Raw genomic sequence first — 16,402 nt, forward strand, 5'->3', positions numbered from 1 at the left:
TTCACTGAACCTCCGTTCACCTCTCTTCCGCCTTGACTGGTGCGGCAATTACAGTCCTAGCCCTCGCAGAACCTTTCATAGCAGCAGGCGCAGCGGTAGCGTTTATTCGGTGTAGTTTATTGTTTTTTAAAGGCCCTCATGGTCTCGTCGTACCGCCTCGGCTTGGTCCTTTTTTGCTACAGAAAAAGGTAAGGCCCCCGCGGCTATGAGCGGAGTGAAATTATAAAATGCTTGGTGGGTAACACCAAGCATAAGAAAATTTGTTTTTGCCTTTGGTCCAAGGGACTCCTTTGGAGCAAAGAATATTTGATACTTTTTTCTTGATGAAAAAGTATCCAAAACATCAAGAAAGAACGATGCTTCCACCGCACAGGGCAAAACACCTGGCCCGCCGTTCTTTCATCCCACCGCTCGGGTATTGTAGTTCATTTTTTATTTATTCTTTTTAGTTAAAATCTGACAGGGTACTAAGGTGATCGTTAGTGGGAGTGGGGAACGTTCATCCACCAACGGCTGCGTACAGGGCTTTGATAATTTGTTTTGGGATGCAATTAGATCTAACGCCCTGTCCAATGCCGCGCAAGACGGTTATAAAAAAGGTTCAGTGAAGTAATTAAGTGGAGCTTTAGGAGTGTGGGTAGCTAAATCTAAGTACTGGAAAACTTATATAAATCTTAAACAAATCGTCCATTCACTGAACCTCCGTTCACCTCTCCTCCGCCTTGACTGGTGCGGCAATTACAGTCCTAGCCCTCGCAGAACCTTTCATAGCAGCAGGCGCAGCGGTAGCGTTTTGGTTCTTTTTTGCTACAGAAAAAGAACTAGGCCTCCGCGGCTATGAGCGGAGTGAAATTATATGTGCTTGGTACCACCAAGCACAAGAAACATAAAATTATTTTATAATAATTTTCATGTCAATATTTTGTGTCTTTTGTCTTGAAACAAAAGGCACCAAAAGTTCAAGAAAGAACGATGCTTCAACCGCACAGGGCAAAACACCTGGCCCGCCGTTCTTTCATCCCCACGCTCGGATATTCTGCTACATTTAGTATTTATTCTTTTTAGTCAAAATTTGACAGCGTACTAAGATGAGCGTTAGTGCGAGTTATGAACGTTCATCCACCAACGGCTGCGTACAAGGCTTTGAATTTTGTAGTAAGGATGAATTAGAATTAACGCCTTGTCCAATGCCGCGCAAGACGGTGAATCACAATTATTTTTTATCCGCCACGCTAGCACAGACCTTTAATAACCGTTCTTCCGCATTGACTGGTGCGGCAATTACTGTCCCAGCCCTCGCAGAACCTTTCATAGCAGCAGGCGTAGCGGTAGCGTTTATTCGCTGTTGTTTATGTTTTTTAAAGGTGCTCATGGTCTCGTCGTACCGCCTCGGCATGGTTCTTTTTTGCTACAGAAAAAGAACTAGGCCCCCGCGGCTATGAGCGGGAAAAACATCAAAATAACTAGAATTTACGTGGCAAACGCAGCAAGTATACGCCAGCAATCAATAAATCAAAGTCACCGCACCCGAGAGCAACTGCTTTCCAGCCCTGCTAGAAATTTTATAATAATAAATCCCTTGTGGGAGTAAAGCCCCTTGAAAATATCCATCCCATGCCTTTGGATAGGCTACACTTTGAAACACTAACTTGCCATAACGGTTATAAACCTGAACCAACGCGGTAGTGTCAGCATCCAAACCAGGAAGCATCCATTGATCATTAACACCATCTCCATTTGGCGAAAAAGCATTTGCATTCAGGGTAAAAAAATCTGAAAAAATGTTGAACTCCCAAAAAGCAGTAATGGGGTTGTAATTCTCATTGCCCGACTGGCTGGCTTCAATCCTCACTTTACCAGTAGAATTAATAATCACCTGATTGGGACGAATAATCGATGCAATAGACGGAGCATTACTCGTAAAACTTATTGGCAACCCAGAATTAGTGGTTGCATTCAGTCTGAAGCTCAAGTCACTCAACTTTTTATTAGGAATGGGTTCAAAATCTAATGTCTGGTTGGCTTTACTGATCAAAAGTTTGCCATCCACATACAAAATTGAATAATTTGCTGCCAATGCAGAGCTGGCTACAATCGGATAAGTTCCGGGCACAGAACTGATCGAGGCAGCACTTAAAACTACAGGCAATTTTTCGAGTACCGAAACCCCTTCGCCGGGCACAAAACCAGTATAAACGATGGTAAATTCCATATTTGGAATACCATAAACCCGACTCTGATCATTCACCGTGATACTCAGATCTTTGGGTTTAACGGTTAAAATTTGAGAAGCATTAATTGCAAGATTATCCGATTGTGAAGCAGTAATGAGCGCTAATCCTACACCCTTTATCTTGATAAAACCGGCAGGAGTTATCGTTGCCACCTGACTATCGCTGCTGGTATACACTATTGAGTTAGAAGAGTTGGCATGAACCGCACCCGGAGTAAAATCTTCATCGCCATAGGTTTTGACTGGCATGGGTTGGAAAGAAATAGACTGAAGCGATGAAGTAGAAAGCACTAGCAAATTAAAACTTACAGCATTACTGCATCCGGCGGCATTGGTTACCGTATAGGTGATGGTTATCGCACCTTCCGCAATCGCGCTAACCTGCCCAGTGCTGGCATTCACCGTTGCTATTGCATTCGAACTGCTGGCCCACACCCCATTAGCTGTAGCGGATACCAGTTTGGTCCCTGATCCCACAGCCAAACTACCTGCCCCGGTAATGGGCGAAATTTTTGGAAGTTCCGGAATTACCAAGGTAAAGATGGAGCCGGTACTACTTTCTGCGGTACGGCTGTTCTTAACTTTCAATGCCCCATTATAAACACCATCGGCAAGCGATGCAGGTAATTTCACGAGTATACTTGCTGGAGGCAGTGGCTGATCGATCACATTCGTCAAACCGGCAGCAATACCATCTGCATCCCAAATAATACTGTAAAGATCGGGGTCGCCCTCTGTTCCGTTATATGAAAAACTGGTTTCGGTTAATCCCTTACAGAATATGGAACTATACTCATTGAGGCTAATAGATATTGCCGGCCCCGTTGTAAATATCCAACTGGCTCCCTGTAGGTTATTATCAACATTTCCTGCAACAATAGCCGTTGAACCATCTGCGCTTAAAGCAAGTGAGTGCCCCTGATTAGCCAAGCCTTTACTTCCAATACCGGTCAGTTTAGGGCCGCGCTGAATCCATTTGGAATCTGTCCAAGTATAAACCCATGCTGCACCATTCGTCCAATTATCTTTATATCCGCCTACTAGCGAAGTATTTCCATCGGCACTAATGGATACCTTCCAGCCCTGAGCCGCATCTGCCGAGCTTCCGGTACCCACCATTTTCAAACCCTTACGATTCCATTCTGCGCCATTTTTTTGAAAAACCCAGGCTGCACCTCTGGCATTTCCATCAACCGAGCCCCCAACTATGGCAGTGGCTCCATCGGCACTGAGCGCAACCGATATTCCCTGCCATTTGGTACTCACATAATCTGTTATGGCCAATTTTTTAGGAAGTCTATCCCAGGCAGAAGAACTTTTTACAAAAACATAGGCTGCACCTTCTTGCGAATTCTCTAAAGGTGCGCCTACAATGGCCGTATTCCCATCAGCACTCAACCCCACAGAAATTCCCTGTCCCTGCGATCCGTTTACATTGCTATCATCAAATAATTTGCCTCCATCTTGTAACCAGGTGGTACCCTTTCTAATAAATACCCAGGCTGCACCACGACTAGAACTATCGTAAGGTCCACCCACAATCACCGTGTTTCCATCGGCACTCATCCCAACCGAAAAACCCTGACTTACCGGCAAAAATGCAGCGTCGGTATCAGTCCCAACTAACTTATCGCCCTGCTGGGTCCAGATTCCATTCTTTCTAGTAAAGATCCAAACCGCACCCATCCCATTATTATCATTATTACCTCCAATCACCACGGTATTTCCATCGGCACTAATGCCTACCGACTTTCCCTGTTGCGCCGGACCAACATTCCCACTTCCAACCAGTTTAGGTCCCTGCTGAGCCCAAAGGCCACTATTTCGAACATAGATCCATGCTGCCCCCTGCTGCGCATTATCAGAAGTACCGCCAACAATTGCTGTATTACCATCGGCACTAATGGCCACCGATCTGCCAAGTCCGCCTATACCGATACTACCATCACCAACCAGTTTTGAACCTTGCTGCGTATTGGGATAGGGAGTATTAAGAGGTGTAAACTTACTGGAACTATAAACTGAACCAAGAGTATTCTTTACTAAAATGGAGCCTGTAATTGTTCCGGGCATTACGTAGGCCGTAATGGAAGTTGAGGTACTGGCAATGACCAAGGCCACCTTTCCACCAATCTCAACAGATTCAGGCGTGTTGAGTCCGGTTCCGGTAATTGTTACCAGCGTTCCTACAGAACCCTGTGTAGGCAAAAATGAGCTGATAGTTGGCGCCTGGGCATTTGAGTCTGTGAAAGACAAAAACACCCATAGAAAAACCAAACATATAATTAAACTCTTCATTTTCTATATACTATCCGTCACAGAATAAGGCGGATAAGATTACCGAAGAACTGCCTGTGGCGTCCTTTTTTAAATATGAAGTTTTTTCATAAGAAAAGCAACACAGAAACCAGAAAACCTCCCTTAAACCGATAAATGCATGGATAATTTTTCTTGGTAATATACGTAGAAAGAGTTTTTATAGATGCCAATACCCATCAATTTATTCGATTTTTTTACTGAAATTAGTTGTTTTTTCTTCAATAACTAAGATCTGAAAGAGCTATATTTTAATCAATTTCAAAATTCTCAATCTGCTTTCCGGTACATAATTATATTTGTATCAAAAATATAAATATTTGATAGCGCACCACGTATTATTCTGGCTAAAAGCCGACACTACCGACGAACAAAAAATTGCTTTTAAATTGAGCTTGAGCACACTTGAAAAAATAGAAGTCGTTAAATTCTTTCATTTAGGCATTCCAGCACCAATTGAGCGTGCAGTAGTGGATACCACATATACATTTAGTTTATTTCTTGCTTTTGAGGATATGGCTGCACATGACGTATACCAAGTACACCCTTTACATAAAGCTTTTTTAGAAGAGTTTAGAGTATTCTTTGATAAAGTGGTTATTTACGATGCGGAGTAGGGCTCTATGTATTTCATTAAATAAAAGGCTAAGCCTTTAATGCTAATTCCTCAGATTTTCTAATAGTAATTTGTATAATGATTTATTTATGGAATGACAATAAATGCATCAATTTGAGTAAGAATGACAAAGTAAAATATCAGTCTATTGGTCAAAAAGTGACTGCTGATACTTATTTTACCAGGCCATATACAAGCCAAGACAAGGGAACTGTAGAAAATAGAATCGGTGTTATCAGAAGATTTTTTCCTAAGAAAACAGACCTTTTGATTGTTAGCAAGAAAGATGTTAAACTTGTAGAAAGAAAATTAAACAATAGACCAGTACGAAAATTTAACTATTCAACACCTAATCAAGTGCTACAACAAAAAATTGCACTTATTACTTGAACTTACATAATGAAAATAATTTAATTTAAAAATAAATTATATTAAAAAAATAGAAATTAAATCCATAAAAGAAGACTCTCTTCAAAAAAATAAAAATATGTGTCTAATTTGTATAAATATTTAGGTTAAGCAACCTCTTGAATCCACTAACTATATTCAATCACTAATTTAATATAGTTAGTTAATTTTTGAATTATGAAAAAATATATAAAAAGTATTTTACTGGTTTTTTTGTTCATTTCTTGTGGAGAGGCAATATTTGCAAATAATATTAGAATTAAAAAACTAAGCCTCACAGATACACTTAAAACCACAAAGGATGTAAAAATAAAATTTGATTTGTCATGGGAAAATTCCTGGAGAGATGATATCAACTGGGATGCTGCATGGGTTACTGCGAAGGTAAAAAGAGCAAATGGCTCTTGGAAGCATATCAAGTTTCAAAGTACTGGAAATTCTATTGAAGGCAATCCGCAAACCGCTAAAATTGTAGTCCCAAGTGATAAAATGGGTGCTTTTATTTATCGATCAGTAAAAGGATCAGGGAATATAGACTTAAGCGGTATAAAACTTGTATGGAACTACGGTATCGATTCGGTTGCAAATATTGATAGTGCTGAAATAAGGTTTTTTGTAACAGAAATGGTTTACGTTCCACAAGGAAATTTTGCATTTGGAGATTCCTATACACATACAAAAGATAATTTATCACAGATCGCAAGCGACCGATTAGTGCCCTCATTATTTCAAAATTTTATTATTACAGATACCGCAAAATTTGGAAGAAATACCCCTATGTTTTCTATTATTTCTGACAAAACTACTCCTAAATTAACAACAGCCTTGGCAAATTCGAGCGCTATGTATTCTGGCGACCAAGTAATAAAAGATGGCATTTACATCAATGGGACAAAGGGTGTAGGTATAAATAATTCAGAGCCTTTTAAATATCCAAATTTTCCTGTCGGATATAAAGCTTTTTATACTATGAAATATGAGGTTAGCCAAGGTCAATACACAGATTTTTTGAACACCACTAAGGTAAATAACCTAGCAGCTGGATTAACCGTTCCAAATATATTATTTCCTACTTCTACGCCGAGTCAATCACTTGCACGATTTTCAATAGAAAAACAAGGTGAAACCTATATCGTTTCAAGGCCAGACCGTGCAATGGATTATGTCAATTCTAATCAAGTATTTGCATTTGCAAATTGGAGCTCATTAAGGCCAATGACTGAGCTTGAGTTTGAAAAAGCAGCGAGGGGGCCTATGGCTCCAACTTTTTATGATCGTGCAAATGGACAAAATCCACTAGGCAATATGATTACAATTGGCCCCAATAGTCTTGTAATAAACTCACTAAAGCTCAATGGGGCAGAAAATGGAACAGAATCATCTACAACATCCGATTCAACAAAATTTTTAGCTTGGGATGTTAATACTATTGAAGGAGGTGATGGAGGAACCGGCCCTTACCGAGTAGGAATTTTCGCAACAAGTACCTCCAGCAGAAAAAGCTCTGGTGCAAGCTATTATGGAATCATGGGTCTTAATGATAATGTATCTGAACTCGTTATTAGTTTAAGCACTGAAAGCTCTCGCTCGTTTAAAGATGCCAATGGCGTTGGCGAAAATGCCTCAAGTGGCTATCCCACTTTGAGCCATTGGTTCAGTGGAAATAGTTTTGATAGCTGGTCATCCACAATAAATAAGAATAGTACGGTTTCAGGGAGGTCAACTGGAAGCCAATATAGTGGGTTTAGGTTAGTTCGTTCAGCTCCATCTGATAATTGATTCATTGAAACGTCTGATATTATTTCTTATTACGGGCCTGTTTACTCAGTTTGCCTTTGCCCAAAATGCCCTGCTACTCAAAACACCAGCTAATGGACAAGTAATTTCAGGTGGAGATTATTTTAATATCAGCTGGGAAAGTAGTAATGTGGATAATATTAAAATTGAATACTCCTCTGATGAGGGAATATCATGGACTACAATTATTAGTTCTTATCCATCTTCTGCTTCCAAATATCCGTGGCTTGTTCCTGCAAAACCAACTTTAAAAGGTAAGATTAGAATCTCAGATATCGAAAACAGCAGCATTGCAAGTGTTAATCCAGGGTATTTTATAATTTCCGAACCAGAGCTAAAACTCGACACAGATAGTACAACAACCCTAGTAAAAGGAAATGCATTTAGATTTGGATGGAAAAGTAAAACTATTGAGAAATTAAATATTTATTACTCGATTAATGGAGGTGCCAATTATACCCTAATTCGAAAAGGATATCCGGCATTAGCAGAGGCATTTACTTGGCTTGTACCTCAAATTACTGGCAATACAATAAGATTAAAAATAGAATCTGCCGATAATTCAGCTATTTCAATTGCCTGGAATGCTCCTGTCATTTCAAACCCTGTTTCTTCAAATAAGAAATTTTTGGGTGGAAGCTTTGATGGCCATAGTGCGGTCTCTAACATATCTCCTAAACTAAGTTTACTTTTTCCTTTAGGAAAAGAAACTTTTGCCGCATCATCTAATCAAACAATAAAATGGGACTATAACAATATTGAGTTCATTAAAATTGAGTTCTCTGCAGATAGTGGCTTAAACTGGTCAATAATAAATGATGCCTACCCAGCCTATGCCAAAAAATTAGACTGGAGAGTACCTTCCAACATAACTAATACTGGAATCATTCGAATTTCATCTGTTGAAAATCCAATTTTGAAAGCCTTAAATACCATACCCTTCAAAATTCCGCTAAAAAGTATTGCTCTTGAAAATCCAGAAAATGCTTATTATGTTCAGGGACAACCAATACAAATCTCATGGGTAAATAATGGAGTAGATTTCTTGTCGATAAAATATCGTACTAGTAAAGTAATGCCTTGGAAAACTATAAGCAACTCTTTATCAGCATTATCATTAAACTATATTTGGATTCCACCTTCCACATTATCTACAGATTCACTTGAATTTAAAATAAAATCAACTAATAATTCAGTGCAGGATTCATCAAAGTCTGTAGTAAGCATAAAATCAATAAGTAGTACATTTTCAAAATATAAGGGAGGGTCTTATGATGGTTTTAGTCAGGTATCAAATTTAAAGGCTACTATCCAAATCTTAAATCCTGCAGCAGGATCAAAGCTAAATGGACTTTCAAATACCTTTATTACCTGGGAATCTCAAAATATTGAAGATTTAGCCATTCATTTTTCAATAAATAATGGTCAGTCTTGGACTCTGATAAACAAAAGTTATTCAGCAAATGCCAAAAAATACAATTGGGAAATTCCAGGTACTCCTACCGTCAAAGGACTTATAAAAATAAGCTCAGCCAGCGATTCCACAATAAAAAGTATAAGTGGATTGTTTGAAATTAAAAATGGTTATGTACAGCTTACCTCAGATACAACCTTTATTGGCGATGCCAACAGTATTATTCCTATCTCATGGATTCATTCAGGGATTTCTAAATTGAATATTTCTATTAGGAAAAAATCTTCATCAGCCTGGACAAATATTATCAAAAACTATCAAGCCGAGGCAGGATCCTTTTTGTTTATTAACAAACAGGATATTTCAGGATTGTATGATTTAAAAGTAGTTAGTGTAGAAAATACATCGATCAAAGACTCTATAGCGATCAATTTTGAACGAAAATTTAATGCAGCATCCGGTTCTAAATTTAAAGGGGGCAACTATGATGGTCATGCTTCTAGAAGCAATATCTCAAAAATATTAGTCACCAAACCGCAGGCAGGTGAAGTTCTGGTAGCAGGCACTAAATACCTGATTACCTGGAGTACTGTCAATGTTTCTGACTCGGTAAAAATAGAATACACAACAGATAACGGAAAAACATGGAAAACCATAAGCGTTGCTGTTGATTCAAAAACAGGTAGTTATCAATGGACTGTACCTGGAAGTGCTATTCCAAAATCAGGACAAATATATAAGCAGGGATTCATTTTCAGTGTTAGTGAAATTACAAATGAATGTAAGATCAGAATTTCAGAAACTGGAACACAGGATGAAATAGTGGGTCTGTCAAATAATACATTTAGTATTTCCGGTACTGGAATCAGTATTGCGATACAATCCCTAACATTCAATGAAATTCCAGATAAGAATTTTTGGGACATACCATTTGCTTTGACGGCTAATGCGAGCTCTTCTCTGCCTGTCACCTTTTCAATTGTCTCCGGTCCTGCAACAATTAGCGGAAATACACTCACAATTACAGGTTCTGGCACCGTGGTGGTTAAGGCTGTACAGGCTGGCAACTCAAATTATCAACCTGTACAGGAAACCAGGACATTTAAAGTTAATGACCTGCCTAATACTAATTTTATGGTGCGCACAATCGGCTCAACTTGCGTATCAAGTGATAATGGTAAAATTGAAATAAAAGCAGAAAAAAAACTTAACTATACTGCCGTTATTAAGGGGCAAGCGATAAATAAAACATATTCATTTTCAGATTCAATTGAAATAACAAATCTAAAACCTGGAAATTATTCTGTTTGTATAACCATTGAAGGCAAAAAAGATTTTGTGCAATGTTATGAACTCGTAATTTCAGAACCCAAGGAACTAAAGGCATATATGTCAATAGACCGTAGCACAAAGATTATTAACTTAACCCTAACAGGAAGCACCTCCTATATTATTGAATTGAATGGGAAAGAGTACAAAACTAAACTATCTAATTTTAGTCTTCCAATGGCGAATGGAAATAACGAAATAAAAATATCGACCGGAATTCCATGCCAAGGTGTAATTACTGAGAATGTACAAGGATTCTCCGAATCTTTAGTTTATCCAAGTCCATTTAAGGATATATTGAAAATTGACCTTCGAAATATCGTATCAAAAACCAACATCAGTATTACAAATTCAAGTGGGAAAACTGTTTATTCTGCTTTTATTAATAATAGTGGTGGCATCGCAGAAATTGACCTGACTCACCTGATTAGTGGCACCTATTATGTGCGATTATCTACCAATGATTTTGTTATTACTAGTAAAGTACTTAAACAATAGTCAGTTTTGATCCGATGAAAGTTTTAATATGGAACCTAATTTTTGTAAAATGAAATTTAGAATTTTAATAATACTCCTATTTTTACTTATCAGTGTTGGATGTAAGAAAAGTGAAAAAATAGACCCACAACCTGAAAAAGCAATCCTGGTTTTTCCAAATGATAATTCAATTTGCGTAGAAGGAACTATTATTTCTATAACAGAAAGCTCAATTAATTTTACCTGGAACTCCTCTACAAATACAGAGACTTATGAATTTTCTATTAAAAATTTGATAACAGGCACTAGTATAAATAAAGTAGTAAATACACCTAATATTGAAATTTTATTATTACGAAATACCCCATATTCCTGGTTTGTTTCATCCAGAAATACAAAGAATTCATTTGTTGCAAAAAGTGATACATGGAAATTCTACAATTCAGGACCTGGAGTGATTTCATATAGTCCATTTCCGGCTGAGATTATTTCGCCAAAAAAGGAACAAATTATACAGCCAATTTCAGGAAATATTAATCTTGAATGGAAAGGCAGCGACGTAGATGGAGACATCCTTAACTATGATATTTATTTAGGCACTTCAACTACACCACCAATTTTAACTAGTAAAATAACATCCAACACAGTGAAAGATGTTTCCGTAAAAGCAAATACAACCTATTATTGGAAGGTTATTACGCGAGATTCCAAAGGCAATGTTTCTGATTCAGGCATAATTCAATTTATGGTTAATTAGCACGTTCAGGATTTATAAGGTTTAAAAAAGTATAATCTGTTTTAAATTTTTAAGGATGATTGGTCATATCATTTACAGATTGTTCCATGTTAAAACTGATAATTTCAAATCAGCACTCATTCCTCATACTTCATACCTCATACCTCATTCCTCATACCTTGAAAAACCAAATTATCCTACCAAAATTTGCAAACTAATAAAGTCTAGTTACTTTCGCTCAGCCATTTAAACTTCACCCATGAGAACCACCTATTTAAGCCTCCTGCTATTATTTTTAGGAACCCTGACATTTGCACAATCAAAAAAATTCGAGTTTATCGCTTTCGGAGATATGCCCTATTGCTTACCTAATGATTATGAGCGCTTTGAAAATCTGATTTCTCAGATAAACCATCAAAAATTAGCATTCAGTGTACATGTCGGAGATTTCAAATCAGGATCAACACCCTGTTCAGATGAATATTTTTCTAAGATCTATGGGTATTTTGAAACATTTAAAAAGCCGTTGATTTATACCCCTGGCGATAATGAATGGACCGATTGTAACCGAAAAGCAGCAGGAGCATATGACCCTCTTGAGCGTTTGGCCTTACTAAGAAAAATGTTCTTTAAAGAAAAGCAGAGTTTTGGATCTGTAAAAATACCCCTCAGAAGTCAGGCAGAAAATCCAGAATTTGCCAGATATGTTGAAAATGTATCCTGGGAATATGGCGGAATCCAGTTTGCAACAATCCATTTGGTTGGCACAAACAACAATTTGAAGGAAAGCGGTGATAATACCGAATTCATTGAACGCGAAAAGGCAAATTTAGCCTGGCTTGAAGAATTGTATGCAAAAGCTGCAGATAAGAAAGGACTGGTCATGTTTACCCAGGCAGATATGTTTTACATGGGAAACGGCTCTTCTGGCTTTCAAAAAATCAGAGAAAAATTAGCTGCACTAAGCATACAATACGAAAAGCCCGTTTTATGGGTAAATGGCGATTCGCATCGCTTTATTGTAGATAAGCCACTATTCAATCCGGATAAGAAAAGCACCATCCTTAATTTTACCCGACTACAGGTATTTGGCGATGCCGACATGGCCTCCGTAAAAGTAATAGTTGATCCAAAATTAAAAGAGCTTTTTAGTTTTAGGCAACTATTGATGGATTAAATGCAAACGCCTCCTGGCAGCCCCAACTTAGATGATTATGAATTCCAGTGTATTGAGTATCTCAATCTACTAATTAGCCTATGCTATAAAAATTCAGGATTAAGATAATTTAGATTTATGGCGCTCCATTTCAATTCCTTGAATACCTTATTTATTTGCTATTTTTAATGATGATCATCGTTAAAATAAATTCAGAAATATGCGCTTTTACCTAATTCTTTGTTGCTTAATTTTTGCAGTGACCTCTGTTTTTTCACAGATTGAAAAACCTAACATCATTTATATATTGGCAGATGACTTAGGAATTGGCGATGTGTCAGCATTTAATAAAAACTCTAAAATTCAAACTAAAAACATCGATGCCCTGGCCAAAGAAGGAATGCGGTTTACAGATGCACATAGTGGTTCGGCAGTGTGCACACCCACTCGCTATGGCATATTAACTGGCAGATATGCCTGGCGAACCCATTTGCAAAATGGGGTTTTATGGGGATATGACACCGCCCTAATTGCACGCGACAGATTTACCTTGGCTAATCTTTTCAAAAATAAAGGGTATAACACGGCTTGTATTGGAAAATGGCATTTAGGTTTAGGATGGCAAAAAGACAAAAATGATCAAGTAGATTTTTCAAAGCCCCTAAGCACTGGCCCCAATTCTGCGGGCTTTGACTATAGTTATATTATTAGTGCTTCGCTCGATATTCCACCCTATGTTTATATTGAAAATCAGCGCGTAACAACAAAAAAAATAGAAAATATTAAAGAAAATAAGGGAGCTGGATTTTGGCGTGAGGGACCAATTGGTGCAGGGCAAAAGCACGCAGATGTATTAGACGATTTTACGAATAAAGCAATAACTTACCTGACAAACCGAGCAAAAAACCAAACCGAGCCATTCTTTTTATACCTGCCTTTGACAGCCCCTCATACACCTATTTTGCCTACCAGCGAATTTGAAGGTAAGTCTGGCATTAATGCCTATGCTGATTTTGTTTTAAAAACGGATGCCGTACTGGGGCAAATAAAAGCTGCCCTGAAACAAACTGGCTTAGACAAAAATACCATCCTAGTTTTTACTAGTGATAATGGGGCATCACCGATGTCAGATTTTAAAACCCTCGAAGCAAAAGATCATTTTTCAAGTGCCGGTTATAGAGGCTCTAAAGCAGATATATATGAAGGCGGACACCGAATTCCATTTATTATTAAATGGCCCGGAAAAATAGCTCCAAATAGCGTGTCATCACAAACCATTTCATTAACAGATTTCATGGCCACAGCTGCAAGTATTATTGGCACAAAATTATCTGATCAACAGGCAGAAGATAGTTATAGCCTATTGCCAATTCTATTGAATAAAGCAGAAGATTTTAAGCGCGAATCAATTATTCATCATTCAATTGATGGGAAATTTGCCATCAGAAAAGGAGATTATAAACTTATCTTGGCTAGAGGATCAGGCGGATGGAGTGTCCCAACAGAATCAGATGCCATAAAATTAAAATTGCCTCCTGTACAACTTTACAATCTTAAAACGGATATCAAAGAGCAGAATAATTTAGCTTCCTCATTACCTGCAGTTGTAACAGAATTAACCGCTTTGCTGAAAAAGCAAATAGAATCCGGGAGATCAACTGAGGGCAGAGATCAAAAGAATGATGTGATAGTGAGGTATTAGGATGAGTTTAATGCCTAAAAATTAATAAAGCTGAACACCGCCCAGAAGAAATTTATAATATGCCATTAGATTAAACATTGCCATTGGGGGCATGCTTGCATTCACCAAAATCAGCAATAAATAGATAGCAACACAAACATAAAACTAGCTGAGTCTAAAATAATTTGCTATTCAAAATGCCTATTTCTTCAAAGACAAAAGACACTAGGCCCCAGCGAATATGAGCGGGAGAAACATAAGTTCTTGGTGTAAATACCAACCAAAGTAAAAGCCGGATAAGACCAGACCATTAGCACCTTTAAAAAACAGTAAACAATAGCGAATAAACCCACCGCTGCGCCTGATGCTATGAAAGGTTCTACGATGGCTAAGACTGTAATTGCCGCACCAGCCAAGGCGGAACAATGCTTATTAAAGGTCTGTGATAGCGTTTCGGATAAAAAATATTTGGACTTCAGATTCATAATCGCATTGCGCGGCATTGCCTGCCTACCGGCAGGGATAACAGGTGCATAGCGTCTATAAAAATAAATTTCAATCTAAAAGCGATGGCATCCCGAAACCTGCCCTTCAGCTGGTGAGGGAACTTTGTGAAACTGACATAAATAAATCCCTATGTAGCTGTTTTTGGAAAAGCACACGCGACACGCGTGCGCTAGCGCACTGGTTTTTAATAGCAAGACCGGTGAAATAGTTATTTCTTCTTGATCAAGTTCAGTTGCAAGCCTATCTCAAATGTTCCGGTGGCATAACTCTTCAATTCCTGTGTTGGGTTGTTGTAGAGTAAAAATAATTGCCAGTCTTTCTTTTGATGATAGCTCAAACCAAAACTCATGCTCTTATTGCTATGGTACATACCCATGAAGCCTAACTGATCGGATGCGGTTCTGATTTCTGCACCCACATCAAGAATGTTCTGGAAATTACGAACACCACGATAAGCCACCCTAGGCTCAATATTCCAGTCGGTACTTTTAATCTTATAGCCTATTGCCGCATAAAATGTACCAAAATCTGCTGATTGCTGATCTTCAATCTCTAATTGACGCTTTAAGTTTGATATCGAACCCATAATACTCAGGTTGCTAGAGGTATAAGCCATTCCAAAGTCACCATCTAAGATGCTTTCCTGGTCATTGAAACGGATCGCTGTTTGGTCATTGGCTGAACCTACAATGGCTTGGTTATCTAATCGTTCGGTTTGTAAGCCCAATGAAATACCAAAATGCAGTTTTTTGCTATCATCATTCAAGGGTAAGTGGTAGGCATAGCTTGCCTGAATACGGTTGCGGTTAAGTAAGCCGGCCTCATCTTTGAAAAAGTTAATACCCACACCTACTTTTTCAGTACCATAATCGCCAGTGACCGATACATTTTTAGGTGAACCCGGAATGTTATCCCACTGGTTACGGTAGCCTAAGTTTAAACGCATACCACTTTGGTATCCTACCATAGCTGGATTAGCCAAATATTGGTTCTGGAAATACTGAGCTCCTAAAGGGTTAATTTGGGCGCTTGAACTAGAAATACTTAAGGTAAATACCAGTGCTAGCGCTCCTAGTTGTATCAATGGATTGAATTTGATTTTCATTTGTTGGTCTACTAAAACTTATTGGGTTATTGTAATAAATCCTTTTTTACTTACTTTTTTACCTGAAGGTAAATCAAAGGTCAAAATATAGTAATAGGTATCAGTAGGAAGTGGTGCGCCATTAAACAAGCCATTCCAATCATTGGCATAACCTGATTTTTGGTATACAATTCTCGAGGAACGGTCCGTAATAATTAACTGATTATTAGGATAGCTGCTTATGTTTTCTATCTCCCATTTATCGTTTTGACCATCTCCATTTGGCGTTAGAATATTGTATGCAACAATGTTCCAATCTTCCACTACCTCTACAGTAATGCTTAGGGTAGTTGAACTTCCATAAACGTTGGTTACCGTAACCGAGTAAATCTGTGTTTGGCTAGGTTTAGCTATCGGATTATACGTGTTTGTTGAACTTAAGCTAGCAGATGGACTCCAACTATAAGAGGCCATATCTATTCCGCTCACATTCAGCTTAGAGGTTAAACCTTTACTGATTTTAGGAGTGGTACTGGCTACTGCTTGTAATTGTGTGCCAAATTCATTGCCCGTACCTGTAAGCGTTGGTAACTGACTGATTGTTATACTATATGCTTTATCAAAGCTCCAACCCGCTTTATCTGTAGT

The 16,402-nt window shown here is 38.2% G+C and carries 10 protein-coding genes; 7 read left to right on the plus strand and 3 right to left on the minus strand.

The genetic code is table 11. From position 1 onward, the window contains the following. Positions 1-1,504 precede the first annotated feature (1,504 nt). Positions 1,505-4,531, minus strand: a complete 3,027-nt coding sequence (locus tag ACIQZ6_RS09030) for a gliding motility-associated C-terminal domain-containing protein (protein ID WP_395810310.1) — start codon at positions 4,529-4,531, stop codon at positions 1,505-1,507. Positions 4,532-4,869: 338 nt separating this feature from the next. Between ACIQZ6_RS09030 and ACIQZ6_RS09035 the strand changes: the two genes are divergently transcribed. The 7 genes from ACIQZ6_RS09035 to ACIQZ6_RS09065 all read left to right on the plus strand — a co-directional run bounded on the left by ACIQZ6_RS09035 (position 4,870) and on the right by ACIQZ6_RS09065 (position 14,184). Continuing rightward, positions 4,870-5,166, plus strand: coding sequence for a Dabb family protein (locus ACIQZ6_RS09035; RefSeq protein WP_395810312.1), 297 nt, complete (start codon positions 4,870-4,872; stop codon positions 5,164-5,166). 113 nt (positions 5,167-5,279) lie between these two features. After that, on the plus strand, positions 5,280-5,555 hold the full coding sequence (locus tag ACIQZ6_RS09040) for a transposase (protein WP_395810314.1): 276 nt from the start codon (positions 5,280-5,282) through the stop codon (positions 5,553-5,555). 195 nt (positions 5,556-5,750) lie between these two features. Beyond that, on the plus strand, positions 5,751-7,352 hold the full coding sequence (locus ACIQZ6_RS09045) for an SUMF1/EgtB/PvdO family nonheme iron enzyme (protein WP_395810316.1): 1,602 nt from the start codon (positions 5,751-5,753) through the stop codon (positions 7,350-7,352). Positions 7,353-7,356: 4 nt separating this feature from the next. Next, positions 7,357-10,611 (plus strand): T9SS type A sorting domain-containing protein, encoded by a 3,255-nt coding sequence (locus ACIQZ6_RS09050; protein ID WP_395810318.1) that lies wholly within the window; start codon positions 7,357-7,359, stop codon positions 10,609-10,611. Between the two features lie 49 nt (positions 10,612-10,660). After that, positions 10,661-11,347 carry a hypothetical protein gene (locus ACIQZ6_RS09055; RefSeq protein WP_395810320.1) on the plus strand — a complete coding sequence of 229 codons (687 nt, stop codon included), beginning with the start codon at positions 10,661-10,663 and terminating at the stop codon, positions 11,345-11,347. A 238-nt stretch (positions 11,348-11,585) separates the two neighbouring features. After that, complete coding sequence (locus tag ACIQZ6_RS09060) at positions 11,586-12,503, plus strand: hypothetical protein (protein WP_395810322.1); 918 nt, start codon at positions 11,586-11,588, stop codon at positions 12,501-12,503. A gap of 238 nt (positions 12,504-12,741) precedes the next feature. Beyond that, positions 12,742-14,184, plus strand: a complete 1,443-nt coding sequence (locus ACIQZ6_RS09065; RefSeq protein WP_395810324.1) for an arylsulfatase — start codon at positions 12,742-12,744, stop codon at positions 14,182-14,184. A 694-nt stretch (positions 14,185-14,878) separates the two neighbouring features. On the opposite strand, the gene ACIQZ6_RS09070 is transcribed toward ACIQZ6_RS09065, so the two are convergent. After that, positions 14,879-15,775, minus strand: a complete 897-nt coding sequence (locus ACIQZ6_RS09070; RefSeq protein WP_395810326.1) for a PorP/SprF family type IX secretion system membrane protein — start codon at positions 15,773-15,775, stop codon at positions 14,879-14,881. 18 nt (positions 15,776-15,793) lie between these two features. Then, positions 15,794-16,402: gliding motility-associated C-terminal domain-containing protein (locus ACIQZ6_RS09075; RefSeq protein ID WP_395810328.1), on the minus strand; the 609-nt coding region annotated here is incomplete at its 5' end.

The organism is Daejeonella sp., assembly GCF_044348475.1.
Classification (GTDB): domain Bacteria; phylum Bacteroidota; class Bacteroidia; order Sphingobacteriales; family Sphingobacteriaceae; genus Daejeonella.

Excerpts from the sequence above, each read along its gene's own strand:
- ACIQZ6_RS09030 (WP_395810310.1), bottom strand. The coding sequence starts at position 4,531 with ATGAAGAGTTTAATTATATGTTTGGTTTTTCTATGGGTGTTTTTGTCT.
- ACIQZ6_RS09045 (WP_395810316.1), top strand. The coding sequence starts at position 5,751 with ATGAAAAAATATATAAAAAGTATTTTACTGGTTTTTTTGTTCATTTCT.
- ACIQZ6_RS09055 (WP_395810320.1), top strand. The coding sequence starts at position 10,661 with ATGAAATTTAGAATTTTAATAATACTCCTATTTTTACTTATCAGTGTT.
- ACIQZ6_RS09060 (WP_395810322.1), top strand. The coding sequence starts at position 11,586 with ATGAGAACCACCTATTTAAGCCTCCTGCTATTATTTTTAGGAACCCTG.
- ACIQZ6_RS09070 (WP_395810326.1), bottom strand. The coding sequence starts at position 15,775 with ATGAAAATCAAATTCAATCCATTGATACAACTAGGAGCGCTAGCACTG.